This window comes from Pseudomonas sp. TE3895 (assembly GCF_056278855.1).
In genome coordinates this window covers 963,721-986,495 of the sequence record NZ_JBWBQE010000001.1, presented here as the reverse complement: position 1 = coordinate 986,495, position 22,775 = coordinate 963,721, and the positions used below count along the sequence as shown (strand labels likewise).

Below are 22,775 nucleotides of genomic sequence, written 5' to 3'. Positions count from 1 at the left end.
CAATTAGCTCAAAACCGGCAGCGTATCCACAGTCAATGCATCAGGCAATCGAATCTCGACAGCAACGGGAAGGTGGTCCGAAATTGGCTGCGCCAGCACCTCGACACGCTCCAGCGTGAGGCTTGAACTGAGCAAAATATGATCAAGGCAACGCTGCGGTCGCCAGCTGGGGAAGGTGGCCTCGACTTGTGGGGCGACCAGGCCCAAATCGCGCAGCGGCGAATGCTCAAGCAGGTCGGTGGCATGGGTGTTCATGTCGCCCATCAGCACCTGGTGACGGTAACCGCCTATCAGCTCGCGGATATAACCCAGCTGCAGGGCGCGGGTCTTGGCCCCCAATGCCAGGTGCATCATCACCACTATCAGCGCATCTTCGCCTTCGCCAAACCGCACCAGAATCGCACCACGCCCGGCCGGGCCAGGCAACGGATGGTCTTCGAGCAGTTGCGGCTTCAGGCGGCTGAGCACACCGTTGCTGTGCTGGGCAAAACGCCCAAGGTTGCGGTTGAGCTGCTGGTACCAATAGGGGAAGGCCCCCAAGTGGGCCAGGTGTTCGACCTGGTTGACGTAGCCCGAGCGCAGGCTGCCACCATCGGCTTCCTGCAGGGCCACCAGGTCGAAGTCGCCCAGCAACCTGCCGATCTTCTGCAGGTTACCGGCACGGCCGTTATGCGGCAGCAGGTGCTGCCAGCTACGCGTCAGGTAATGGCGGTAGCGCTCGGTGCTTATGCCCACCTGGATGTTGAAACTGAGCAGCCGCAGACGACCATCCTCGGGCAGGCCCGGGGCCTGCAGGTGATGCTCGTTGACCTGCGGCTCGTGCAGGCCAATGCCACGCGTAGCTCTGAAGCGGGGCATGGGTGACGCCGCCTACTTGGCAGCGCGCTCCTTGTCGATCAGCTGGTCGGCGACATTCAGCACGCCTTCCGGTCCGCCGGCAGTCCCCAGGTCGAAGCGGTACTTGCCGTTGACGACCATGCTCGGTACGCCGGTGATTTCATACTTCTTCGCCAATTCCTTGGCCTGTTTGACCTGGCCCTTGATGGCGAACGAGTCGAAGGTGGCGAGGAACTTGTCCTTGTCCACACCTTGAGTGGCGAGGAAGTCGGCCATGTCGTTCTTGTCGGTCAGGCGCTTGTGCTGGTTCTGAATGGCATCGAACACCGCCGCGTGCACCTTGTGCTCGACGCCCATGGCTTCGAGGGTCAGGAACATCTGGCCGTGTGCATCCCACGGGCCACCGAACATGGCCGGTACGCGCTTGAAGTTGACGTCCTTGGGCAGCTTTTCAGCCCAAGGGTTGATGGTCGGCTCGAAGTGGTAGCAATGTGGGCAGCCGTACCAGAACAGCTCGACGACTTCGATCTTGCCAGGCACGGAAACCGGAACAGGGTTGCTCAGCTCGATGTATTCCTTGCCGGCGACAGGCTCGGCGGCCTGAACGGCAGTCATACCGAATACGCTGGCGGCGACCAGCGCAGCGCTGAGAATCAGTTTACGCATGCTTTACTCCTGAGCAGTCATGGGTCGCCACGACGCGACCTGCACTGAGACAGGCCGGGAAGGGCTCGAGTTCTGTAGTGTAACGGCTGCGGGCAGAAAAAAGGGCAGCCCGGCCGCCCTTTCATCATTGGCCTACAACATTAACCGAAAGTTAATGCAGGCCCTGGATGTAGCTGGCCAACGCTTCGATGTCATGGTTGCTCAGCTTGCCAGCGATGGTGCGCATGGTCATGGCATCGCCATCGTTGGTGCGGTTGCCTTCGCGGAAATCAGTGAGCTGCTTGGCCACGTACTGCGAGTGCTGCCCGCCCAGGTGCGGGAAGCCGGCCAAGGCGATGCCCGCGCCGTTAGGCGAGTGGCAGCCAGTGCAGGCCGGCATGCCCTTTTCCAGGTCGCCACCATTGAACAGCGCACGGCCGCGCTCGACCAACTTGGGATCGGCGGCACCCACGCTGCCTTTCTGGCTGGAGAAGTAGGCGGCGATATCGGCCAGATCCTGGTCGCTGAATGCGGCCAGCATGCCGGTCATTTCCAGCACGGTACGCTTGCCCGACTTGATATCGTGCAGTTGTTTTTCGAGATAGCGCTGGCCTTGGCCGGCCAGTTTCGGGAAGTTCGGTGCCAGGCTGTTGCCGTCAGGATTGTGGCAGGCGCCACAGACGGCGGTCTTGGCCTGGCCAGCGGCGGCATCGCCTTTGATAGGTTGCGCAGCAGTGGCCGCACCAGCGACACCCAAGGTCAACAGCAGACTCACGACTAGTTTGTTCATCAGCTAATCCAACACGGCTAAGGGTGAAATGTTATGTATCGGGACTGCCGCTCATCCAAAGGATGACCAAACGGTAGTCCTCGGCACTGCAGTCCATGCACAATCCACGCGGCGGCATAGCCTTGAAACCCTGGGTCACGTGCTTCACCAGTACATCCATGCCTTGCGCCAGCCTTGGCTCCCATGCTGCCCGGTCACCCCGTCTGGGTGCCTGTGGCAACTGCCCGGTGTGGCAGGCCGCACACGTGCGGTTGTACAACACCTCGGGATCCTGTGTAGCCTGTGCGCTGAAAAACGGCAGGAACATACCGACAGCAAGCAGCCATTTCGCCATGCGGAACGACCTTCAGGGTTGGGGGCCGCGCTGCGTTCTGTTGCGCGAGCTATTGTTCGACACCCCATGCCCGTTCTCCTTCGCTGGGAGAATGAGCACACAAAAACTGGGGCATTATATACTTCCGCCATCCAAACGGAAACGACACCGCTTGCCAGGCTTGGCTCTACAAAGTCAGGCAACACCCACATCGGATATCCCATGCAAGTCAAGAACCCCATCCTCGGCCTCTGCCAGAAAGCCAAATTCGCCCTCAGCGCAGCCAAGGTCGAACAATGCCCGGACGACCAGGGTTACGAGGTGGCTTTTGCCGGCCGTTCCAACGCCGGCAAATCCAGCGCCCTCAATACCCTGACCCATGCCAGCCTGGCGCGTACCTCGAAGACTCCCGGGCGCACCCAGCTGTTGAATTTCTTCAGTCTGGACGATGAACGGCGTTTGGTCGACCTGCCGGGCTATGGTTATGCAAAAGTCCCGATTCCGCTCAAGCAGCACTGGCAGAAACACCTGGAAGCCTACCTGGGCAGCCGTGAGTGCCTGCGTGGCGTGATCCTGATGATGGACGTGCGTCACCCGATGACCGACTTCGACAAGATGATGCTCGACTGGGCCAAGGCCAGCAGCATGCCGATGCATATCCTGCTGACCAAGGCCGACAAGCTGACCCACGGCGCGGGCAAGAACACACTGCTGAAAGTACAGTCGGAAATCCGCAAGGGCTGGGGGGATGGCGTGACCATCCAGCTGTTCTCGGCACCCAAGCGCCTGGGCGTGGAAGACGCCTACCGAGTGCTGGCGGACTGGATGGAACTGGAAGACAAGCCGGTCGTTTAATGCTTTGCGCCTGACTCGTAGGAGCGGGTTTACCCGCGAAAGGGCCGGGCCTGCTCTCCACCCGCCGTTCACCGTTGCCGCCACTACCGTATTCGCGGGTAAACCCGCTCCTACACCTGATCGGGGTTGGACACGCTTTGGTGATTGGGCGCAGGCCCTTGTAGGCGCGGGTTTACCAGCGAATGCAGCGGTGAATTCGACATCGCATTCGCGGGTAAACCCGCTCCTACGGGGGCTCAGTACAAGCCATCCGGCAAATTCCGGGCAAAAAAAACCCCGGACTTCGTATGGGGAGGGGGAAGTTCGGGGTCCAAGTCCGGACCGCTAGGGCGGGGTCCAGATATCTGCCAACACTTAACACAACATAGGAGCATCGAAGGGCTTCACCAGCCATTCAGTTACTCTGAGTTCCGCTTCACCGGTTTAGTTCCGAAGCCCACAAAACTATTTGCGATAGTTTCATGAAACTTAAGCACCCACAGCACTGAGCGGTGCTCGGATCCGCGTCACTACGCCGCAGATCCTACACAGTTTTACCTGCTCAATCAGTGAGCTTCGTCCCAATTCGCACCAACGCCTGCTTCGACAAGCAGCGGCACATCCAGCTGCGCGGCCTGGCTCATGTGCTGGCGAATTTCATCTTTCACCTGCTCCACCAGGTCCTCGCGTACCTCAAGCACCAGTTCGTCGTGCACCTGAAGGATCACCCGGGCATCCAGCCCGCTCTCGCTCAACCAGTTATCTACTTTGACCATGGCCCGCTTGATGATGTCGGCCGCAGTACCCTGCATCGGGGCGTTGATCGCCGTGCGCTCGGCGCCCTTGCGCAGGGCAGGGTTCTTGGCATTGATGTCTGGCAAGTACAGCCGGCGGCCAAACAGGGTTTCGACAAAGCCTTGCTCGGCCGCCTGGGCGCGGGTGCGCTCCATATAGGCCAGCACGCCCGGGTAGCGGGCAAAATAACGGTCGATGTAGTCCTGTGACTGCTTGCGGTCGACGCCGATCTGCTTGGCCAGGCCAAAGGCGCTCATGCCGTAAATCAGGCCGAAGTTGATGGCCTTGGCGCTGCGGCGCTGGTCGGTGGTCACGTCTTCCAGAGCCACACCGAACACTTCGGCTGCCGTGGCGCGGTGCACGTCCAGGTCATTGCGGAAGGCATGCAGCAAGCCTTCGTCCTTGGCCAGGTGGGCCATGATGCGCAGCTCGATCTGTGAATAGTCCGCCGCCAGAAGCTTGTAGCCCGGACTGGCGATGAACGCCTGGCGAATACGCCGCCCTTCAGCGGTGCGGATCGGAATGTTCTGCAGGTTCGGGTCGCTCGACGACAACCGGCCGGTGGCCGCCACCGCCTGCTGGTAGGACGTGTGGATGCGCCCGGTGCGCGGGTTGATCTGCCCCGGTAACTTGTCGGTGTAGGTGCTCTTGAGCTTACTCAGGCTGCGGTACTGCATCAGCACCTCTGGCAGCGGGTAGCCTTGTTCGGCCAGTTCGTCGAGCACTGCTTCGGCGGTGGATGGCTGGCCCTTGGCGGTCTTGCTCAGCACCGGCATGCCCAGCTTGTCGTAAAGAATCGTGCCCAGCTGCTTGGGCGAGCCGAGGTTGAACGTCTCACCGGCGAGCTCGTAGGCACGCAGCTCCAGCTCAGCCATCTTCACGCCCAGCTCACCGCTCTGTACCTTCAACAGCTCGGCATCGACCAGCGCACCCTGGCGCTCGATCCTGGCCAGCACCGGCACCAGCGGCATCTCGATATCCATCAGCACCGGTTGCACGCTCGGCGTCTGTGCCAGGCGGGCCTGCAATGCATGGTGCAGGCGCAGGGTGATGTCGGCGTCTTCGGCGGCGTAGGGGCCGGCCTTGTCCAGGGTGATCTGGTTGAAGGTAAGCTGCTTGGCACCCTTGCCGGCGATGTCCTCGAAGGCGATCGTGGTGTGGTCGAGGTACTTCTGCGCCAGGCTGTCCATGTCATGACGGGTGGCGGTGGAGTTCAGCACGTACGACTCGAGCATGGTGTCATAGGCCACGCCGCGCATCTCGATGGCGGGGGAGCCATTGGCGAGGATGTTGATGTCGTACTTGGCGTTCTGCCCGACCTTGGCCTTGGCCGGGTCCTCCAGCAAGGGCTTCAGCGCCAACAGCACGGCCTCGCGATCCAGCTGGACCGGCGCGCCTTCATAATCGTGGGCCAGCGGCACATAGGCCGCTTCGTGCGGCTCGACAGCGAAGGACAGGCCGACCAACTGCGCCTGCTGGGCGTCCAGGCCGGTGGTCTCGGTGTCGAAGGCGAACAGCGGTGCCTGGCGCAGCTTTTCCAGCCAGGCGTCGAAACGGGCCTGGTCGAGGATGGTTTCGTATTTGGGCTCGACCTTGGCCGCAGGCTCCACAGCCGGGGCGACATCATCACCAGCCTTGGCCGCATCGCGCTGCACTTCGGCAACCCAGCTCTTGAACTCCATCTCGGTGTACAACGCCAGCAACGCCTCGCGGTCAGGTTCACCGCACACCAGCGCCTCGACCTCCACATCCAGCGGCACGTCAACCTTGATGGTGGCCAGCTCGTAGGACAGGAAAGCCGCGTCGCGGTGCTCCTCCAGCTTGGCCGGCAAGGTCTTGGCGCCGCGAATGGCCAGCGTTGGCACCTTGTCCAGGTTGGCGTAAAGGTCGCTGAGACCGCCGCCGATGCCGGTCAGCAGCCCCACCGCCGTTTTTTCGCCCACGCCCGGCACGCCCGGGATGTTGTCGACCTTGTCACCCATCAGGGCCAGGAAGTCGATGATGTGTTCCGGGCCGACGCCGAACTTCTCGTGCACGCCAGCCACGTCCAGCACGCTTCCGGTCATGGTGTTGACCAAGGTAATGTGCCCGTTCACCAGTTGCGCCATGTCCTTGTCACCGGTCGAGATGATCACCGGGCGACCCAAGGCGGCACTACTGCGCGCCAGGGTGCCGATCACGTCGTCAGCCTCGACACCCTCCACGCACAGCAGCGGGTAGCCCAGCGCCTTGACGCTGGCGTGCAGCGGCTCGATCTGTACCCGCAGGTCATCCGGCATGCTGGGGCGGTTGGCCTTGTACTCAGCGAACATGGCATCGCGGAAAGTGCCGCCCTTGGCGTCGAACACCACGGCGAACAGGCTGTCGGGATATTGCTTGCGCAGGCTCTTGAGCATGTTCAGCACACCCTTCACCGCACCGGTCGGCATGCCCTTGGACGTGGTCAGCGGTGGCAGCGCGTGGAAGGCGCGATAAAGGTAGGAGGAACCGTCCACCAGGACGAGGGGCGCTTGGCTCATGAGCAGAATCAACCTTTTCGACGGGTCCGGCGCTAGAATAGCCAGAATCATTGACGACAAAGGGACTAGGTTATCATGCGCACACTCAATCGCCTGTTACTGCTCGGCCTGTTGGCAACCACGCCTGTCGTCACCCTGGCGGCGGACGACGCCCCCTCGGCCGATCCCGAGGTGACCATTCGCACGGAAGGCGATAAAACCATCCAGGAATACCGGCAAAACGGCTTCCTGTATGCGATCAAGATCACGCCGAAAAACGGCAAGCCTTACTTTCTGGTACGCGCTGATGGCACTGATGCCAATTTCATTCGATCCGACCAGCCGGACATGCTGATTCCGTCCTGGAAGATCTTCGAGTGGTAAGCTGACGCGCACCGTTCACATCAACCCGGCACTTCCCGGCGGAAGTGCCCGTATGGGCAATTTTTCATCATGTCAGTCTTCACCCCCGTGACCCGGCCTGAGCTGGAAACCTTTCTGGCGCCGTACGAGCTGGGCCGTCTGCTCGACTTCCAGGGCATTGCCGCCGGTACCGAGAACAGCAATTTCTTCGTCAGCCTCGAACAGGGGGAGTTCGTCCTGACGCTGATCGAGCGTGGGCCCAGCGAGGACATGCCGTTCTTCATCGAGCTGCTCGATACCCTGCACGGTGCCGACATGCCGGTGCCCTATGCCATTCGTGATCGCGACGGCAACGGCCTGCGCGAGCTGTGCGGCAAGCCGGCATTGCTGCAGCCCAGGCTGTCGGGCAAACACATCAAGGCACCCAACAACCAGCACTGCGCCCAGGTCGGCGAGCTACTGGCACACATTCACCTGGCCACCCGAGAGCACATCATCGAGCGCCGCACCGACCGCGGCCTGGACTGGATGCTGGCCTCGGGTGCCGAGCTACTGCCACGCCTGACTGCGGAGCAAGCCGCATTGCTGCAGCCGGCGCTGGACGAAATCAGCGCACACAAGGCGCAGATCCTGGCCTTGCCGCGGGCCAACCTGCATGCCGACCTGTTCCGCGACAACGTGATGTTCGAAGGCACCCACCTGACCGGTGTAATCGACTTCTACAATGCCTGCTCCGGGCCGATGCTGTATGACATTGCCATCACCGTAAACGACTGGTGCCTGGATGAGCAGGAAGCGGTGGATGTACCACGCGCCCAGGCACTGCTGGCAGCCTATGCGGCGCTGCGGCCGTTCACTGCAGCCGAAGCCGAGCTGTGGCCGGAAATGTTGAGGGTAGGCTGCGTACGTTTCTGGCTGTCGCGCCTGATTGCCGCCGAATCGTTTGCCGGGATGGATGTGATGATCCACGATCCGAGCGAGTTTGAAGTACGTCTGGCGCAGCGCCAGCAGGTGGCTTTGCACCTGCCGTTCGCTCTGTAGACCACGTCTGCTTCTTCGCGGGTGAACCCGCTCCCACAGGGATAGCGACAGCCTTGAGGCCTGCGCAGTACCTGTGGGCACGGATTCACCCGCGAAGGGGCCGGTACAGGCTTACAACTGTTCCAGGCAGCCTGCCAGGTCACCGCCCAGCTTCTCCAGCAAGCGTTCATACCCTTTGCCATCCACCGGATCGGTGCCACCCAAGGCATCCAGCTCGGCCAGGCGCACCGGCAACCCGGCAGTCAGCGTCTCGGCCAATCGCGGCCGCAGTGGCGGCTCGCTGAACACGCAGGTCTTGCCCACTTCCTGAAGACGCTTGCGCATGGCCGCCACATGTTGCGCCCCAGGCTGCACCTCGGATGCCACGCTGAACACGCCCGCGTGCTTCAAGCCATATTCAGCTTCAAAATAGTCGAAGGCTTCGTGGAAGACGAAGTACGGCTTGCCGGCAATACCGGCCACACGCGCCTTGATACGCCCATCCAACGCATCCAGGCGTTCATCGAAGGCCTTCAGGTTGCTCTGATAGCGAGCCGCATTCGCCGGGTCGATCTGGGCCAGGTCAGCTGCCATTTTTGCCGCGATTACTCGCGCATTGACCGACGATAGCCACAAATGCGCATCCAGGCTACCTGGGCGGTGGTCGTGGTCATGATCGTCATGGTCTTCTTCCTCGTGGGAATGGCTGTCCTCGCCAAAGTGGCGCAGCTTCATGCCCGGCAGCGACTGCACAGCCACTGTGGCCTTGCTACGGCTTCCCAGTACGCGCGCAAGGAAGTTCTCCATGTCCGGGCCGATCCAGTACAACAGGTCGGCATCGCCTACCCGCCGAACGTCCGAGGGGCGCAGCGCATAGTGGTGGGGGGAAGCGCCGGGCGGCAGCAGCACGTCAGGGCTGCCAACACCCTCCTGCACGGCAGCGGCAATCTGCTGCAGGGGCTTGATACTGGTGAGCACACGCACGTCGGCCTGCGCGGATAATGCGATGAAAGCGACAAACAGAGCCAGGAATCGGGACACGGTGGATACTCGAATCTTCAGAAACAGGTAACATAATAACGTCTCTGTCCAGAACCGTCGCTGCCCATGTCCATCACACCGCTGGCCAACCGTCCTCACGACCACTCCCATTGCGTACACAGCGCACTGGCTGAAGCCGACGCCTTGTGCACCCGCCAGGGCCTGCGCCTGACAGCCCTGCGCCGCCGTGTGCTGGAGCTGGTGTGGCAGAGCCACAAGCCACTGGGCGCCTACGACATCCTCGCTGTGCTCAGTGAGCAGGACGGCCGCCGCGCCGCGCCGCCCACGGTGTACCGTGCGCTGGACTTCCTGCTGGAAAACGGCCTGGTGCATCGCATCGCATCGCTCAACGCCTTCATCGGCTGCAGCCACCCCGAGCACGTGCACCAAGGCCAGTTCCTGATCTGTCGGGCCTGCCATGTGGCCATCGAGCTCGAGCAGAGCAGCATCAGCGAGGCCATCATCAACAGCGCCAAAGGCGTGGGTTTCACGGTCGAGACCCAGACCGTGGAAGTGGTCGGCCTGTGCGGTAACTGCCGGAGCGCGGCATGAGCGACGCCCTGATTCGCCTGGAGCAGGTCGGCGTCACCTTTGGCGGTGAGGCAGTGCTCGACAGCATCGACCTGTCGGTCGCCCCAGGCCAGATCGTCACCCTGATTGGCCCCAACGGGGCGGGCAAGACGACCCTGGTGCGCGCCGTACTTGGCCTGCTCAAGCCACATCGCGGCAAGGTATGGCGCAAACCCAAGCTGCGCATTGGCTACATGCCGCAGAAGATTCAGGTTGATGCCACGCTGCCGCTGTCGGTGCTGCGCTTCCTGCGCCTGGTGCCCGGCGTAGACCGCGCGGCAGCCTTGTCGGCGCTGCAGGAAGTGGGCGCCGAGCAGGTCATCGACAGCCCGATCCAGACTATTTCCGGCGGCGAAATGCAACGCGTGCTGCTGGCCCGCGCCTTGCTGCGCGAACCCCAGTTGCTGGTGCTCGACGAACCGGTACAAGGTGTGGACGTGGTCGGCCAGACCGAGCTTTACAACCTCATCACCCGCCTGCGCGACCGCCACGGCTGCGGCGTACTGATGGTGTCCCACGACCTGCACCTGGTCATGAGCGCCACCGACCAGGTGGTGTGCCTGAACCGCCACGTGTGCTGCTCGGGCCACCCAGAGCAAGTCAGCGGTGACCCGGCGTTCGTCGAGCTGTTCGGCAAGACCGCACCGAGCCTGGCCATCTACCACCACCATCACGACCACAGCCACGACCTGCATGGCTCGGTGGTCGCCCCTGGCACCCATGTTCACGGAGAGCACTGCAAGCATGGCTGATTTTCTTCTCTACGCCTTGCTTGCCGGCTTGTCCCTGGCACTGGTTGCAGGCCCACTGGGCTCCTTCGTGGTATGGCGGCGCATGGCCTATTTTGGCGACACCCTGTCTCACGCCGCGCTGCTCGGTGTGGCCCTGGGCTTTGCCCTGGATGTCAGCCCGGCACTGGCGGTAACCGTGGGCTGCCTGTTGCTGGCGATCCTGCTGGTGACATTGCAGCAACGCCAGCCGCTGGCCTCCGACACCCTCCTGGGTATCCTGGCCCCCAGCACCTTGTCGCTGGGCTTGGTGGTGCTGAGCTTCATGCACGATGTGCGCATCGACCTGATGGCTTACCTGTTCGGCGATCTGCTGGCCATTAGCACCACCGACCTGGCCTGGATCCTCGGTGGCAGTGCGCTGGTCCTGCTGCTGCTCGCTGCGCTGTGGCGGCCGCTGCTGGCGGTTACCGTGCACGAAGAACTGGCCATGGTTGAAGGCCTGCCCGTGGCCGGCTTGCGCATGGCGCTGATGCTGCTGATCGCGGTGGTGATTGCGGTTGCCATGAAAATCGTTGGCGTGTTGCTGATTACCTCACTGCTGATCATTCCTGCCGCTGCGGCACAGCGCCACGCCCGCTCACCAGAGCAGATGGCCCTGGGTGCCAGCCTGCTGGGTGTCACCGCGGTCTGCGGCGGCCTGGCCATGTCCTGGTTCAAGGACACCCCCGCCGGGCCCTCGATCGTGGTCTGCGCCGCAGTGCTATTCTTGCTGAGCCTGGCCCTGCCAAAACGCTGAAAAGCAAGGCGTGTGCAGGCACGCCTTGAAACCTTCGGCCCGTAAAGGGTCTGTAAGGCCTATTTTCGAGCGTGCGCACCTGGGTGTAGACTTGCTCGCTTTTTGCGCAAATAGAGAGTCGCAGGAATGAAGCCGTTCGCCTCCCGTTATCTGCTTGTTGCCGCGTTTTCCCTGATCCTGGCTGCCTGTTCCAATGCGCCGGTCGAACAGGCCACCGCACCTGCTCAAGCAGATGCCTGGCAGCAGTTGCAACAGAACATCGCCAGCAACGAGCTGGCTACCGCCGAAGACCAGCTTGCAGCTCTGCAGGCCCAGTCGCCGGATGATGCACGCCTGGAACAATACCAGCGCCAACTGGCCGAAGCTTACCTGCAACGTAGCCAGATCGTCCTGCAGAAGGGCGATGTGAACGCGGCAGCTACCGCGCTGGCCCGTGCCCGGGCACTGATGCCGCAGGCGCCAGCGGTGACCGGCGGGGATGCCGTGACCCAGGCCCGCAAGGCCGAGCTGGAAAAGGCTGAAGCTGCGCTGAAAGCCGCCGAAGCCAAGCCCAAGGCACGCATCATCGACCCGACAGCGCCAAGTACCGTGGTGGCCTTGAAGACCACTGACAGCCGCGCGCTGCGCCGCCAACTGGACGACATTGCCGCCGATGTGGTGAGTTACCAGTGTGAAGTGGTATTCCAGGTACCGCGCACCGAGGATGCACCTTGGCTGAAGACCTTGCTGGAAAAGCGCGTGCGCAAGATTGACAGTGGGTTTGAGCTGAAGCAGAAGCATCAGATCCAGCGCTCGCTGCCGGCGCAGGTGGTGCTGGTCCCGCATCAGCAGTAAAAGCTTCGCGGGTAAACCCGCTCCTACACGGCCGATGCAGGAGCGGGTTTACCCGCGAAGCGGCGTTATCAGGCAGGAACAGCTTCAGCCGCCGCCTCCCGCTCCCACACCCGGTGGCCTTCTACCGCTTTGACAAAGGCATCCACTGCCTTCTGCTCATCCCCGAGCAACAGCCCCTTGTCCTCCTTGAGCCCCAACGCTTTCGCCAATTCCTTGGTCAGCACCAGCGCCTTCAGGTGCTTGTAACCCTCCAGCACGAAGTGCTTGGCCAATCCGCTAGCCGCCAGCGCATCCGTAGAGGCCTTGCCCGCTGGCACGACAATCCCGTCGAACATGATCGAAGGCATCCCCTCCATCGACGCAGCTACCGGCAGTTGCTTGCCATCCGCCGCCTTCACCGGCGCCGAGGTCGGCCCCAAAAGCATCGGCCGGGCACTGTGCGCTTCCAGGGCCTTGACCAGTTTGTCCACGCTGGCAGCGTCCACGCCATCTGCCACCAGCACAGCAATCTTGCGCCCCTTGATACCCACCGAACCTGGGTGGTTCATCTGGCTCAACGCAGGCGATTGCGCCAGCTGGCTACCCTTCACCTTCACCGTACCCGCTTTCGGCCCAGGAAGGCCCAGGTTGGCCGCAACTGCCGCTGCCAGCTTCAGGTCGATGTTGGCGAGAATTTCATTCACTTCCCGGGCGCGGATATGTTCACGCTCCACTTTGCCCAACTCGAAGCTGTAAGCCTTGATGATGTGCTGTTGCTCGGTCGGGCTCATGCTCTGGAAGAACAGCCGGGCCTGCGAGAAGTGATCGCCGAACGACTCACTGCGCTGGCGAATCTTGTGCGCATCGATACGCTCCTGATAGCTCTCGAAGCCGCCGTCTTGCGCCGCAGGCGGGGTTTCCTTCGGCCAGCCGCCGTCAATCGAGTTGGGCTCGTAGGAAGCCCGGCCCTTGTGCACGACGTGCTGGTGCAGCGCATCACGCTGGTTGTTGTGGTTCGGCGCTACCGGCCGGTTGATCGGGATCTGGTGGAAGTTCGGCCCACCCAGTCGGCTGATCTGGGTATCGGTGTACGAGAACAGCCGGCCCTGCAGCAGCGGGTCGTTGGTAAAGTCGATACCTGGCACGATATGGCCTGGGCAGAACGCCACCTGTTCGACCTCGGCAAAGAAATTGTCCGGGTTGCGGTTGAGCACCATCTTGCCCAGCGGCGTGACGGGTACCAGTTCCTCCGGGATAATCTTGGTCGGGTCCAACAGGTCGAAGTCGAATTTGTGTTCGTCTGCCTCAGGCACAATCTGCACGCCCAGTTCCCATTCGGGGTAGTCACCGGTTTCGATGGCTTCCCATAGGTCACGGCGCTGGAAGTCGGTGTCCTTGCCCGCCAGTTTCTGGGCTTCGTCCCACAGCAGGGAATGCACGCCCTGGCGTGGTTTCCAATGAAACTTGACGAAGCTGGCCACGCCCTCGGCATTGATCAGGCGGAAGGTATGCACGCCAAAGCCTTCCATCATTCGAAGGCTGCGCGGGATGGCGCGGTCAGACATGGCCCACATGACCATATGGGCCGACTCCGGCACCAGCGAGACGAAATCCCAGAAGGTGTCATGAGCCGAACCGCCGGTCGGTATCTCGTTGTGGGGCTCTGGCTTCACCGCGTGGACAAAATCGGGGAACTTGATGGCATCCTGGATGAAAAACACCGGCATGTTGTTGCCGACCAAGTCGAAATTGCCTTCATCTGTATAGAACTTGACGGCAAAGCCCCGCACATCTCGCACCGTGTCGCCAGAACCGCGTGGGCCCTGAACCGTCGAGAAGCGGACAAAAACCGGGGTGATCTTTTCCGGATCTTGCAGGAAACCGGCCTTGGTCAGCTCAGCGTGGTCGCCATAGCTCTGGAAGAACCCATGTGCCCCGGTACCGCGGGCGTGCACGATGCGCTCGGGGATACGCTCATGGTCAAAGTGGGTGATTTTCTCGCGCATGATGAAGTCTTCAAGTAGCGAAGGCCCGCGATCACCCGCCTTGAGGGAGTTCTGGTTGTCAGCAATGCGCACGCCTTGGTTGGTCCGCAGCGCATGCCCGGTCGCATCGCTGCGGTCGGCCTCCAGGCTCTGCAGCTTGGCATTGGTGTTGGCCCTGTCAGGGGTCTGGGTACCGGCGGCCTCACTGTGCTTGGGCGCATCCGTTTTCTTGCTGGGCATGATCGGCTCTCCTCATCAGTCTTAAGGCGTGCCCGTTCAGGGCTTGTGCAAGTAGTGACTGGAGGGCGTTGCCGAGCGTTCAATCAGGATTACCGGTTGTCGCGATATGCCCGATGGATTGGTGCATGACGAAATAAATGCTAAGAACAGCTATGGGAAAAGGCTAAAATGCGCGACCCCAGCTAACCGCTGACCCAAATTTCAATGCGCCCCACAAGGTTCGCTACGTGATCGAGTTCCAACAGGTACATAAAACCTACCGCGTTGCCGGTAGGGAAATCCCCGCACTGAATCCGACCAGCCTGACCATCGAAGATGGCCAGGTGTTCGGCCTGATCGGCCATTCCGGCGCTGGCAAAAGCACCATGCTGCGCCTGATCAACCGCCTGGAGGAACCCTCCGGCGGCACGATCATCGTCGACGGCGAAGACGTCACCGCGTTCAATGCCAGCCAGTTGCGCGGCTTCCGCCAGCAGGTCGGGATGATTTTCCAGCACTTCAACCTGCTGGCCTCCAAGACCGTCGCCGACAACGTCGCCCTGCCACTGGCCCTGGCCGGTGAGCTGTCGCGCAGCGAAATCGACAAGCGTGTCACCGAGCTACTGGCTCGCGTTGGCCTGTCAGACCACGCCAAGAAGTACCCGGCGCAGCTGTCCGGCGGCCAGAAGCAGCGCGTCGGCATCGCCCGCGCCCTGTCCACCAACCCAAAGATTCTGCTATGCGACGAGGCCACCAGTGCCCTCGACCCGCAAACCACGGCCTCGGTCCTGCAACTGCTGGCCGAGATCAACCGTGAACTGAAGCTGACCATCGTGCTGATTACCCACGAGATGGACGTGATCCGCCGTGTCTGCGACCGCGTGGCCGTGATGGACGCCGGTCAGATCGTCGAGCAAGGCTCGGTGGCCGAGGTGTTTCTGCACCCGCAGCACCCCACCACCAAGCGCTTCGTCCAGGAAGACGAGCAGGTCGACGAAGGCGAGCAGCGCGACGACTTTGCCCACGTGCCAGGCCGCATCGTACGCCTGACCTTCCAGGGCGACGCCACCTACGCGCCGCTGCTGGGCACCGTGGCCCGCGAAACCGGTGTCGACTACAGCATCCTCGCCGGGCGTATCGACCGCATCAAGGATGTCCCCTATGGCCAGCTCACTCTCGCCCTGATCGGCGGAGACATGGAAGCGGCGTTCGCCCGCTTCAAGGCAGCTGACGTACATATGGAGGTACTGCGTTGATGGACGCCCTGAATTTCTTTGCCAACGTCGACTGGGCCGAAATCTGGCTGGCCACCGTCGATACCATGATCATGCTGTTCGGCTCGCTGTTCTTCACCGTGCTGCTGGGCCTGCCACTGGGCGTGTTGCTGTTCCTCTGCGGGCCAAAGCAGATGTTCGAACAGAAAGGCGTCTATGCGCTGCTGTCGCTGGTGGTCAACATCCTGCGCTCGCTGCCATTCATCATTTTGCTGATCGTGATGATCCCGTTCACCGTGCTGATCACCGGTACCTCGCTGGGCGTTGCAGGCGCCATCCCGCCGCTGGTAGTGGGTGCCACGCCGTTCTTTGCACGCCTGGTTGAAACCGCCTTGCGTGAAGTGGACCGCGGCATCATCGAAGCCACCCAGTCGATGGGCGCCACCACCCGCCAGATCATCACCAGTGCGCTGCTGCCGGAAGCCCGTCCGGGCATCTTCGCGGCCATTACCGTAACCGCCATCACCCTGGTTTCTTACACCGCCATGGCCGGTGTGGTGGGTGCCGGTGGCCTTGGTGACCTGGCTATCCGCTTCGGTTACCAGCGTTTCCAGACCGATGTGATGGTAGTGACTGTGGTACTGCTGCTGATACTGGTTCAAGTACTGCAGAGCGTGGGCGACAAACTGGTCGTGCATTTTTCCCGTAAATAACCCCAATGGGGTCGGCCAGGCCGACCCGTTCGGGGGCCGTCGCGGCCCTCACAAGGAGTGATCAATGAAGAAGCTGCTTGCTGTCGCTGCCGCTGTCGCGGCCTTCTCGGCCCAGGCCGATACCCTGACCGTCGCCGCCACCCCGGTGCCGCACGCCGAGATCCTCAACTTCGTCAAACCACAACTGGCGAAAGAAGGCGTAGAGCTGAAGGTCAAGGAATTCACCGACTACATCCAGCCGAACGTGCAGGTGGCCGAAAAGCGCCTGGACGCCAACTTCTTCCAGCACCAGCCTTACCTGGATGAGTTCAACAAGGCCAAGGGTACCCAGCTGGTGAGCGTGGCAGGCGTGCACATCGAGCCACTGGGCGTGTATTCGTCCAAGATCAAGAAGCTGGACGAGCTGTCCTCCGGCGCCACCGTGGTCATCCCCAACGACGCCACCAACGGCGGCCGCGCCTTGCTGCTGCTGGACAAGGCTGGCGTAATCAAGCTCAAGGACAACAAGAACATCCTGTCGACCGTGAAGGATGTTGCCGAGAACCCGAAAAACGTGAAGTTCCGTGAGCTGGAAGCCGCCACCATCCCGCGTGTGCTGACCCAGGTAGATGCTGCCCTGATCAACACCAACTACGCGCTGGAAGCCAAGCTGAACCCGGAAAAAGACGCGCTGGCCATCGAGGGCAGCGACTCGCCTTACGTGAACATCCTGGTTGCCCGCCCGGACAACAAGGACTCGGACGACATGAAGAAACTGGCGGCTGCACTGCACTCGCCTGAGGTGAAGCAGTTCATCATCGAGAAGTACAAAGGCGCTGTGGTTCCGGCGTTCTGAGCCAACATCCCCGGGGCCGCTTTGCGGCCCTTTCGCGACGCAAGGCCGCTCCCACAAAGTAAGGCGTACGCCGATCCGTGGCCTTGTGTCGCGAAAGGCCTGCGCAGCAGGCCCAGCACTCTCAATCCCGCTTGACCAGCCCCGGCAACTGCGCCCCCAGCTTCTGGTTGTTGAACGGCGCCCGAATGAACCCACGCTGTCGCCCATCCGGCCCGACAATCGCCAGGTTACCGCTGTGATCCACGGTATACCCCGGCTTGCTGGTATCCGCCGGAATGAACGGAATGCTCAAGGCATTGGCCAGCTTCTGGGTATCCTCGATCGACCCCGCCACGCCGACAAATTCCTTGTCGAAATAGCCCAGATACTGCTTCAGCTGGTTCGGCGTGTCGCGGTTAGGGTCCACGCTCACCAACACCACCTGCAGCCGGTCGACGGCATCCTTGGGCAGCTCGCTCTTCACCTGGCGCAGCTGGGCCAGGGTGGTCGGGCAGATGTCCGGGCAGTAGGTGTAGCCAAAGAACAGCAGCGACCATTTGCCCTTGAGGTCATCCATCTGCACCGGCTGGCCGTCCTGGTTGGTCATGGTGACATCAGCCACGGCTCGGCTCTGCGGCAGCAGGATGATGCCCGCATCGATCAGCTCGGCAGGGTTGGGCTGGTCACGACCATTAAGCACCTTGTTGACGGTCAGGCCCAGGATCAACGCGACCAGGGCAACGAGGATGAAGACGGTTTTCTGGGTTCGGGTCATAGGTTCAGCAACAGGTAGTGGTCAAGAAGCAACGCAATGAACAGCGCGAACAGGTAGCCGATAGAGTACTTGAAGGTGCCGATCGCCGCGTGCGGCCGGCTGCTACGGTACAACACCCAGGCCCAATGCAGGAAGCGCAGGCCCAAGCCCAGGGCACAGGCCAGGTACAGCGGGCCACTCATGTGGATGGCATACGGGAGCAGGCTCACCGCCAGCAGGATCAGGGTGTACAGCAGGATATGCAGTTTGGTGTAGCGCTCGCCGTGGGTCACCGGCAACATCGGGATATCGGCCTTGGCGTATTCCTCCTTGCGGTGGATGGCCAGCGCCCAGAAATGCGGCGGGGTCCAGGCGAAAATGATCAGCACAAGCAGCAAGGGTTCGGCGCTGACATGGCCACTTACCGCCACCCAGCCGAGCAACGGCGGAGCGGCCCCGGCCAGGCCACCGATGACGATGTTCTGTGGCGTGGCGCGCTTGAGAAAGCCGGTGTAGAGCACCGCATAACCGAGTAATGAGGCCAGGGTCAGCCAGGCGGTGAGGGCGTTGGTGAACACCAGCAGCAGGACCATGCCCAGCAGCGCCAGGGCCAAGGCGAACAACAGCGCCGGCAGAGGCTCGACTCGGCCTTGAGCCAAAGGCCGTTTGTGGGTGCGTGCCATCAGCGCATCGATGCGCCGATCCACCACATGATTGACCACCGCTGCGCCACCCGCGCACAGACCGATGCCCAGGTTGCCGAACAACAGCACGCTCCAGCTGACGCCCGCCCGGGTGGCCAGGAACATGCCCGCCAGCGAGGTGATCAGCATCAGCACCACCACCTTGGGCTTGGTCAGCTCAAGGTAATCGCGCCAGCGGGCCCGTCGTACGCTTAGAAGCGTCGCCACGAGTCGTTCCTCATATGATGGGAAATGCCCACCCCGACCACCGGCCGCAGACGCCAACCATGGCCGACACCCATACGAACCTTGTCGACCACTCGAATGCGGTAGTTCACCAGCACCATGCTCAGCAGCAGCATCGCCCCGCCGGCATTGTGCGCAACAGCCACCGCCAGCGGCAGGTGGAACACCACGTTGCTGATGCCCAGGCCCACTTGCAGGGCCAGCGCCAGCAGCACCAGCCGCGCCAGGCCGGGGAGGCCACAGCGGTGCAGCTTCCAGCTGAGCATCAACAGCACGCAGGTCACCAGCAACGCGCCCAGCCTGTGGCTGATGTGGATGGCCGTGCGCGCATCACTGTCCAACTGCCCGCCAAGGTAATTGGGGCCGACGTGCTGGGTAAGGTGGAAGCCGTTGCTGAAGTCCGCCGCTGGCCACCACTGGCCATGGCAGGTCGGCAGGTCGATGCAGGCCACGGCTGCGTAGTTGGCGCTGACCCAACCGCCCAGGGCGATCTGGCCGATTACCACCAGCAGCGCCAGCGCAGCGATCCGGCGCAGGCTCAGCGGCAGTTTCGGCAAGGGCGCAAAGGCCCGGGACAGACGCAGAGACAACAGGAACAGCAAGCTCAACGTGGTAAAGCCACCCAGCAAGTGCGCCGTGACCACCTGCGGCCATAGCTTCAGGGTAACCGTCCACATACCGAAGGCTGCCTGGGCCAGCACCACACCCAGTAGCAGCATCGGCAGGCGATAAGGCTGCCCATCGCGGGCATGCCGGCGCATTGCCTGGAACGCGAGCAGGGCGATCACCACGGCCAGGCTACCGGCAAAGTAGCGGTGGACCATCTCGGCCCAGCCCTTGGCAGCTTCCACCGGGTGCTCAGGAAAGTACAGCTCGGCATGGGCCAACTGCGCGTCACTCTTTGGCACGCTGATAAAGCCATAGCACCCGGGCCAGTCGGGGCAACCGAGGCCGGCGTGGGTCAGGCGGGTATAGGCACCGAGCAGGACGACCAGCAGTGCCAGCAGGGTGGCGAACACAGCAAGGCGAAATCCAGGTCTGGCCATGGCAGGCTCCTAGCCGATATTGGACAGCTTGAGCAGGTGGCGCAGGTCATCCAGCACATGCTTGCCGTTGACCTTGCCGTCGTAGCGCAGCACCAGGTTGCCGTGCGGGTCGACGATCCACAGCTGCGGGCCGGGCTCGACAACCTTCTGCTGATAACGTTGCGCATCCAGCGGGTAGCGCTGCAACTGCGGGTACTCGCGGCCGAGCAGTGCCTGGTAGTCGGCACTCAGCGGCTGGGCAGCGGCCAGCGCATGGCTGGCGCGGCTGGCATCACGCCCCAGCCCGACCTGAATCTGCCGAGCCAGGTACACCAGGCGCTGACAGTCTTCGGTGCAGGCCTGGGGTGCGCTGACCAGCAACTGCCAGCGATCGTCCTGCCCCCCCACGCCGAGATCGGCACGGCTTTCCCCATTGCCAATCATGGCGCCATGGTAGCTGCGGCCTTCCGGTACCCAGAATTTGAGTTTGTACATGCTGGTGGCCAGAACCATCGGCCCAAGCACCACCAGCAGGATCAGCAACAGCTGCAAACGCCCGCGGGCTCTGGGCTTGCTACGTTCAGGCACGTCCAGTGGAGTGGCGGTGGCCATGGCGTTTCTCCTTTGTTTGGTGCCAGCCGAAGTAGAGGTAGAGCAGAACCAGAGCGGTAGCCAGGGCAAACCACTGCACGGCGTAGCCCACGTGTTTTTCGGGGCTCATGGCGACAACCGGCCAGTCCAGGCGATAGCTCGCAGGACCCGCCTCAAGGCGCAATTCCTGGGCGAAGCCTTCGCGATCAAGCTGTTGCCATAGCTGCGCGGCATCGATAGCGGTCAACAGATGCGGCCATTGCCCGCCGATGGGGTCCGGGTGCAGCTGGAAGGTGCTACCGGGCGCGACATACACAGAGGCATCCAGCGCCAAGGCCTGGGCAGGGGTTTCGAAGTGCACCGGCACCCGGCGGTCCAGCCATGGCAGCCAGCCACGATTGATCAGCAACCACAGGCCGCTGGCTTGGTCGTGGAAAGGCTGCAGCAGCTCGACACCGGCTTTGCCGTCGCGCATGCGGTTGTCCAGCAGCACGCTATGCTCGGCGTCGAAGCGGCCATACAGGTGCACGCGGCGGAAGGCGTTGTCTTCTTTCGAGAGGAGCTGGGCGGTGGCGATCGGCGCTTCAATTCGCCGTTCTGCATAGGTGGCCAGCAGCACGCGCTTTTCCTCGGCACGGCCGAGTTGCCAGCAACCAAGCGCAATCAGCCCCGGCAGCAGTGCAAGCACCACCAGCGTCGGTACCCAGCCTGGGCGAAACGGCCTCACGGGCGCCTCGCTATACTTATCCACATCACCGCATCCCCCCGGAGTAACGCCATGCTCAAGGCCGCGATTGTCCTGATGCTGTTGGCCACGATTGCCAGCCTGTTCAGTGGCCTGGTGTTTCTGGTCAAGGATGATGAAAACTCGACCCGTCTGCTCAAGGCCCTGACCGTACGGGTCACCCTGGCAGCCTTGACCATAGGCCTGGTCGCCTGGGGCTTGATCAGCGGTCAGCTGGTCTCCCACGCCCCTTTCTGAAGCGCTCACCCGCCCCTACAGGGTTTTCGTATTCACAACACATAGACAAAGATGAACAACCCCACCCACACCACATCGACGAAGTGCCAGTACCAACTGGCTGCCTCGAAGCCGAAGTGTTTTTCCGGGTTGAAATGCCCGCGTAGAATGCGCACGAACATCACGATCAGAATGATCGTGCCCAATGTCACGTGGGCGCCGTGAAACCCGGTAAGCATGAAAAACGTCGCACCGTAGATCCCTGAACCCAGTGTCAGCCCCAGCTTGGTATAGGCCTCGTGGTACTCGAAGGCCTGCAGTGCGATAAAGCTGATGCCCAGGACAATGGTCAGCGCCATCCAGAATTTCAGCGGGCCGCGGTGGTCACGGCGCAAGGCGTGGTGGGCAATGGTGATTGTCACACTGGAACTGACCAGCAGGATGGTGTTGATCAGCGGCAGGTGCCACGGGTCGATCACTTCCTTGGGGGGTGGGAACAGCTTGGGATCGGGGGTGTGCAGTAGCGGCCAGGTGAATTCGAAGGTTGGCCACAGCATGTGCGCAACACCTTTGGCCCCTTCGCCTCCCAGCCACGGCCCCGCCAGTACGCGGACATAGAACAGCGCGCCGAAGAACGCCAGGAAGAACATCACTTCAGAGAAGATGAACCAGCTCATGCCCCAGCGGAACGAGCGATCCAGCTGCGGGCTGTACAACCCGGCGCGGCTCTCCTTGACCACTGACCCAAACCAGCCGAACAGCATGTAGGCCAGAAACAACGCACCCACGAAGAAGATCAGCGGCCCGTGCGAATCCGGGTGGCCCGCCTTCATGTCGTTGAACCAGGTGCCCAGGCCGAATACCGTGATGAACATGCCGATGGTGGCGATGATCGGCCATTTGCTCTGCGCCGGAACGTAGTAGTGCTCATGACTTGCCATTGCTGTTCTCCTTCCCTTAACGGGCGCCCTGGACGTCCTGCGCCGCAACGTGCGCGACCGGCGGGTGGCGAGCGGTGATGTCGAACAAGGTGTAGGCCAGTGTCAGGTGCTTCACGCTGGCCGGCAGGTCGCGGTCGACGATGAAGCGCACCGGCATCTCGATGCGTTCGCCGGGCTGCAGCACCTGCTGGGTAAAGCAGAAGCACTCGGTCTTGTGGAAGTAGGCCGCGGCCTCGGCCGGGGTAATGCTGGGTATTGCCTGCGCACTCATCGGCCGGTTGGTCGGGTTGTGGGCAATGAAGATCATCTGGTTCACCGCCCCCGGGTTGACCTCCAGCTGGTCGGCAGTGGAGTAGAAGTCCCAGACCATGTCGCTGGCATTGGTCGACATGAACTGCACCCGCACAGCACGCGTCGGGTCACTGACCTGGCTACCTTCGTATTGGCCGCCGGTCTTGCCGTTGATACCGAACGCTTTGCACATGACGTCGTAGATCGGCACCAGCGCGAAGCCGAAGGCGAACATCACCACCGTCAGCATCAACAGGCGCGTTACCAGGCGTTTCACCGACAGGCCGTTCAT

25 protein-coding genes are annotated in these 22,775 nt (G+C 62.2%); 11 read left to right on the top strand and 14 right to left on the bottom strand.

Features of this window, described 5'->3' with window-relative positions; translation table 11 throughout:
* Positions 1–3: 3 nt before the first annotated feature.
* From ACZ889_RS04440 to ACZ889_RS04425, 4 genes are all read right to left on the bottom strand, one after another.
* Entirely contained in the window at positions 4–858 is an 855-nt protein-coding gene (locus ACZ889_RS04440) for an endonuclease/exonuclease/phosphatase family protein (RefSeq protein ID WP_003252985.1), read from the bottom strand.
* A gap of 12 nt (positions 859–870) precedes the next feature.
* Positions 871–1,503, bottom strand: coding sequence for a thiol:disulfide interchange protein DsbA (gene dsbA, locus ACZ889_RS04435; protein WP_003252987.1), 633 nt, complete (start codon positions 1,501–1,503; stop codon positions 871–873).
* Positions 1,504–1,654: 151 nt separating this feature from the next.
* Positions 1,655–2,272, bottom strand: coding sequence for a c-type cytochrome (locus ACZ889_RS04430; RefSeq protein ID WP_003252989.1), 618 nt, complete (start codon positions 2,270–2,272; stop codon positions 1,655–1,657).
* A gap of 31 nt (positions 2,273–2,303) precedes the next feature.
* Positions 2,304–2,606 (bottom strand): c-type cytochrome, encoded by a 303-nt coding sequence (locus ACZ889_RS04425; protein ID WP_003252992.1) that lies wholly within the window; start codon positions 2,604–2,606, stop codon positions 2,304–2,306.
* A 201-nt stretch (positions 2,607–2,807) separates the two neighbouring features.
* On the opposite strand from ACZ889_RS04425, the gene yihA reads away from it, so the two are divergent.
* The gene (yihA, locus tag ACZ889_RS04420; RefSeq protein WP_010951522.1) at positions 2,808–3,440 is read left to right on the top strand and encodes a ribosome biogenesis GTP-binding protein YihA/YsxC; all 633 of its coding nucleotides are present in this window, start codon (positions 2,808–2,810) and stop codon (positions 3,438–3,440) included.
* A 545-nt stretch (positions 3,441–3,985) separates the two neighbouring features.
* Here the strand turns inward: yihA and polA are convergent.
* Entirely contained in the window at positions 3,986–6,733 is a 2,748-nt protein-coding gene (polA, locus tag ACZ889_RS04415) for a DNA polymerase I (protein ID WP_476257197.1), read from the bottom strand.
* Between the two features lie 75 nt (positions 6,734–6,808).
* Here polA and ACZ889_RS04410 point away from each other — a divergent pair, with 75 nt between their 5' ends.
* Both ACZ889_RS04410 and ACZ889_RS04405 read left to right on the top strand, forming a co-directional pair.
* Entirely contained in the window at positions 6,809–7,096 is a 288-nt protein-coding gene (locus ACZ889_RS04410; RefSeq protein WP_003252997.1) for a DUF2782 domain-containing protein, read from the top strand.
* 69 nt (positions 7,097–7,165) lie between these two features.
* On the top strand, positions 7,166–8,116 hold the full coding sequence (locus ACZ889_RS04405; RefSeq protein ID WP_476257196.1) for a homoserine kinase: 951 nt from the start codon (positions 7,166–7,168) through the stop codon (positions 8,114–8,116).
* A 111-nt stretch (positions 8,117–8,227) separates the two neighbouring features.
* Here ACZ889_RS04405 and ACZ889_RS04400 read toward each other — a convergent pair whose 3' ends face one another.
* On the bottom strand, positions 8,228–9,136 hold the full coding sequence (locus tag ACZ889_RS04400) for a zinc ABC transporter substrate-binding protein (protein ID WP_476257195.1): 909 nt from the start codon (positions 9,134–9,136) through the stop codon (positions 8,228–8,230).
* A gap of 66 nt (positions 9,137–9,202) precedes the next feature.
* Here ACZ889_RS04400 and zur point away from each other — a divergent pair, with 66 nt between their 5' ends.
* The 4 genes from zur to ACZ889_RS04380 all read left to right on the top strand — a co-directional run bounded on the left by zur (position 9,203) and on the right by ACZ889_RS04380 (position 12,067).
* Positions 9,203–9,688, top strand: coding sequence for a zinc uptake transcriptional repressor Zur (zur, locus tag ACZ889_RS04395; protein ID WP_003253002.1), 486 nt, complete (start codon positions 9,203–9,205; stop codon positions 9,686–9,688).
* A complete protein-coding gene (znuC, locus tag ACZ889_RS04390) occupies positions 9,685–10,458 on the top strand; it encodes a zinc ABC transporter ATP-binding protein ZnuC (protein ID WP_003253004.1) in 774 nt (257 codons plus the stop codon). Before zur ends, znuC begins: the two co-directional genes overlap by 4 nt.
* Positions 10,451–11,233: a zinc ABC transporter permease subunit ZnuB gene (gene znuB, locus ACZ889_RS04385; protein WP_003253007.1), complete on the top strand. Its 783-nt coding sequence runs from the start codon at positions 10,451–10,453 to the stop codon at positions 11,231–11,233. Before znuC ends, znuB begins: the two co-directional genes overlap by 8 nt.
* Before the next feature lie 126 nt (positions 11,234–11,359).
* A complete protein-coding gene (locus ACZ889_RS04380; protein WP_011953148.1) occupies positions 11,360–12,067 on the top strand; it encodes a PA5502 family lipoprotein in 708 nt (235 codons plus the stop codon).
* A gap of 68 nt (positions 12,068–12,135) precedes the next feature.
* Here ACZ889_RS04380 and katE read toward each other — a convergent pair whose 3' ends face one another.
* Complete coding sequence (gene katE / locus ACZ889_RS04375) at positions 12,136–14,271, bottom strand: catalase HPII (protein WP_180689037.1); 2,136 nt, start codon at positions 14,269–14,271, stop codon at positions 12,136–12,138.
* Positions 14,272–14,498: 227 nt separating this feature from the next.
* On the opposite strand from katE, the gene ACZ889_RS04370 reads away from it, so the two are divergent.
* The 3 genes from ACZ889_RS04370 (at position 14,499) to ACZ889_RS04360 (ending at position 17,012) form a co-directional block, all read left to right on the top strand.
* On the top strand, positions 14,499–15,506 hold the full coding sequence (locus tag ACZ889_RS04370; RefSeq protein ID WP_003253013.1) for a methionine ABC transporter ATP-binding protein: 1,008 nt from the start codon (positions 14,499–14,501) through the stop codon (positions 15,504–15,506).
* On the top strand, positions 15,506–16,177 hold the full coding sequence (locus ACZ889_RS04365; RefSeq protein WP_003253016.1) for a methionine ABC transporter permease: 672 nt from the start codon (positions 15,506–15,508) through the stop codon (positions 16,175–16,177). The genes ACZ889_RS04370 and ACZ889_RS04365 overlap by 1 nt, the downstream gene beginning before the upstream one ends.
* A 64-nt stretch (positions 16,178–16,241) precedes the next feature.
* Positions 16,242–17,012: a MetQ/NlpA family ABC transporter substrate-binding protein gene (locus tag ACZ889_RS04360; protein WP_003253017.1), complete on the top strand. Its 771-nt coding sequence runs from the start codon at positions 16,242–16,244 to the stop codon at positions 17,010–17,012.
* Between the two features lie 121 nt (positions 17,013–17,133).
* On the opposite strand, the gene ACZ889_RS04355 is transcribed toward ACZ889_RS04360, so the two are convergent.
* From ACZ889_RS04355 to ACZ889_RS04335, 5 genes are read right to left on the bottom strand one after another with little or no spacing between them, the layout of a single operon-like run.
* Positions 17,134–17,766: an SCO family protein gene (locus ACZ889_RS04355; protein WP_014861528.1), complete on the bottom strand. Its 633-nt coding sequence runs from the start codon at positions 17,764–17,766 to the stop codon at positions 17,134–17,136.
* The gene (cyoE, locus tag ACZ889_RS04350; protein WP_047603781.1) at positions 17,763–18,656 is read right to left on the bottom strand and encodes a heme o synthase; all 894 of its coding nucleotides are present in this window, start codon (positions 18,654–18,656) and stop codon (positions 17,763–17,765) included. The genes ACZ889_RS04355 and cyoE overlap by 4 nt, the downstream gene beginning before the upstream one ends.
* A complete protein-coding gene (locus ACZ889_RS04345; protein WP_476257194.1) occupies positions 18,641–19,720 on the bottom strand; it encodes a COX15/CtaA family protein in 1,080 nt (359 codons plus the stop codon). The genes cyoE and ACZ889_RS04345 overlap by 16 nt, the downstream gene beginning before the upstream one ends.
* A 9-nt stretch (positions 19,721–19,729) precedes the next feature.
* Positions 19,730–20,311 carry a hypothetical protein gene (locus ACZ889_RS04340; protein WP_108078497.1) on the bottom strand — a complete coding sequence of 194 codons (582 nt, stop codon included), beginning with the start codon at positions 20,309–20,311 and terminating at the stop codon, positions 19,730–19,732.
* Positions 20,280–21,017, bottom strand: coding sequence for an SURF1 family protein (locus ACZ889_RS04335; RefSeq protein WP_143999441.1), 738 nt, complete (start codon positions 21,015–21,017; stop codon positions 20,280–20,282). Before ACZ889_RS04335 ends, ACZ889_RS04340 begins: the two co-directional genes overlap by 32 nt.
* A gap of 51 nt (positions 21,018–21,068) precedes the next feature.
* Between ACZ889_RS04335 and ACZ889_RS04330 the strand changes: the two genes are divergently transcribed.
* The gene (locus tag ACZ889_RS04330; RefSeq protein WP_003253030.1) at positions 21,069–21,272 is read left to right on the top strand and encodes a twin transmembrane helix small protein; all 204 of its coding nucleotides are present in this window, start codon (positions 21,069–21,071) and stop codon (positions 21,270–21,272) included.
* Positions 21,273–21,304: 32 nt separating this feature from the next.
* On the opposite strand, the gene ACZ889_RS04325 is transcribed toward ACZ889_RS04330, so the two are convergent.
* Positions 21,305–22,192: a cytochrome c oxidase subunit 3 gene (locus ACZ889_RS04325; protein ID WP_003253033.1), complete on the bottom strand. Its 888-nt coding sequence runs from the start codon at positions 22,190–22,192 to the stop codon at positions 21,305–21,307.
* 16 nt (positions 22,193–22,208) lie between these two features.
* Complete coding sequence (locus ACZ889_RS04320) at positions 22,209–22,775, bottom strand: cytochrome c oxidase assembly protein (protein ID WP_180689042.1); 567 nt, start codon at positions 22,773–22,775, stop codon at positions 22,209–22,211.

Coding starts and splice junctions, on each gene's coding strand:
- dsbA (WP_003252987.1), bottom strand. CDS start 1,503: ATGCGTAAACTGATTCTCAGCGCTGCGCTGGTCGCCGCCAGCGTATTC.
- ACZ889_RS04405 (WP_476257196.1), top strand. CDS start 7,166: ATGTCAGTCTTCACCCCCGTGACCCGGCCTGAGCTGGAAACCTTTCTG.
- znuB (WP_003253007.1), top strand. CDS start 10,451: ATGGCTGATTTTCTTCTCTACGCCTTGCTTGCCGGCTTGTCCCTGGCA.
- ACZ889_RS04380 (WP_011953148.1), top strand. CDS start 11,360: ATGAAGCCGTTCGCCTCCCGTTATCTGCTTGTTGCCGCGTTTTCCCTG.
- ACZ889_RS04365 (WP_003253016.1), top strand. CDS start 15,506: ATGGACGCCCTGAATTTCTTTGCCAACGTCGACTGGGCCGAAATCTGG.
- ACZ889_RS04330 (WP_003253030.1), top strand. CDS start 21,069: ATGCTCAAGGCCGCGATTGTCCTGATGCTGTTGGCCACGATTGCCAGC.
- ACZ889_RS04410 (WP_003252997.1), top strand. CDS start 6,809: ATGCGCACACTCAATCGCCTGTTACTGCTCGGCCTGTTGGCAACCACG.
- znuC (WP_003253004.1), top strand. CDS start 9,685: ATGAGCGACGCCCTGATTCGCCTGGAGCAGGTCGGCGTCACCTTTGGC.
- ACZ889_RS04340 (WP_108078497.1), bottom strand. CDS start 20,311: ATGGCCACCGCCACTCCACTGGACGTGCCTGAACGTAGCAAGCCCAGA.
- ACZ889_RS04355 (WP_014861528.1), bottom strand. CDS start 17,766: ATGACCCGAACCCAGAAAACCGTCTTCATCCTCGTTGCCCTGGTCGCG.
- ACZ889_RS04430 (WP_003252989.1), bottom strand. CDS start 2,272: ATGAACAAACTAGTCGTGAGTCTGCTGTTGACCTTGGGTGTCGCTGGT.
- ACZ889_RS04345 (WP_476257194.1), bottom strand. CDS start 19,720: ATGGCCAGACCTGGATTTCGCCTTGCTGTGTTCGCCACCCTGCTGGCA.
- ACZ889_RS04360 (WP_003253017.1), top strand. CDS start 16,242: ATGAAGAAGCTGCTTGCTGTCGCTGCCGCTGTCGCGGCCTTCTCGGCC.
- ACZ889_RS04320 (WP_180689042.1), bottom strand. CDS start 22,775: ATGAACGGCCTGTCGGTGAAACGCCTGGTAACGCGCCTGTTGATGCTG.
- ACZ889_RS04440 (WP_003252985.1), bottom strand. CDS start 858: ATGCCCCGCTTCAGAGCTACGCGTGGCATTGGCCTGCACGAGCCGCAG.
- ACZ889_RS04425 (WP_003252992.1), bottom strand. CDS start 2,606: ATGGCGAAATGGCTGCTTGCTGTCGGTATGTTCCTGCCGTTTTTCAGC.
- katE (WP_180689037.1), bottom strand. CDS start 14,271: ATGCCCAGCAAGAAAACGGATGCGCCCAAGCACAGTGAGGCCGCCGGT.
- ACZ889_RS04325 (WP_003253033.1), bottom strand. CDS start 22,192: ATGGCAAGTCATGAGCACTACTACGTTCCGGCGCAGAGCAAATGGCCG.
- zur (WP_003253002.1), top strand. CDS start 9,203: ATGTCCATCACACCGCTGGCCAACCGTCCTCACGACCACTCCCATTGC.
- yihA (WP_010951522.1), top strand. CDS start 2,808: ATGCAAGTCAAGAACCCCATCCTCGGCCTCTGCCAGAAAGCCAAATTC.
- polA (WP_476257197.1), bottom strand. CDS start 6,733: ATGAGCCAAGCGCCCCTCGTCCTGGTGGACGGTTCCTCCTACCTTTAT.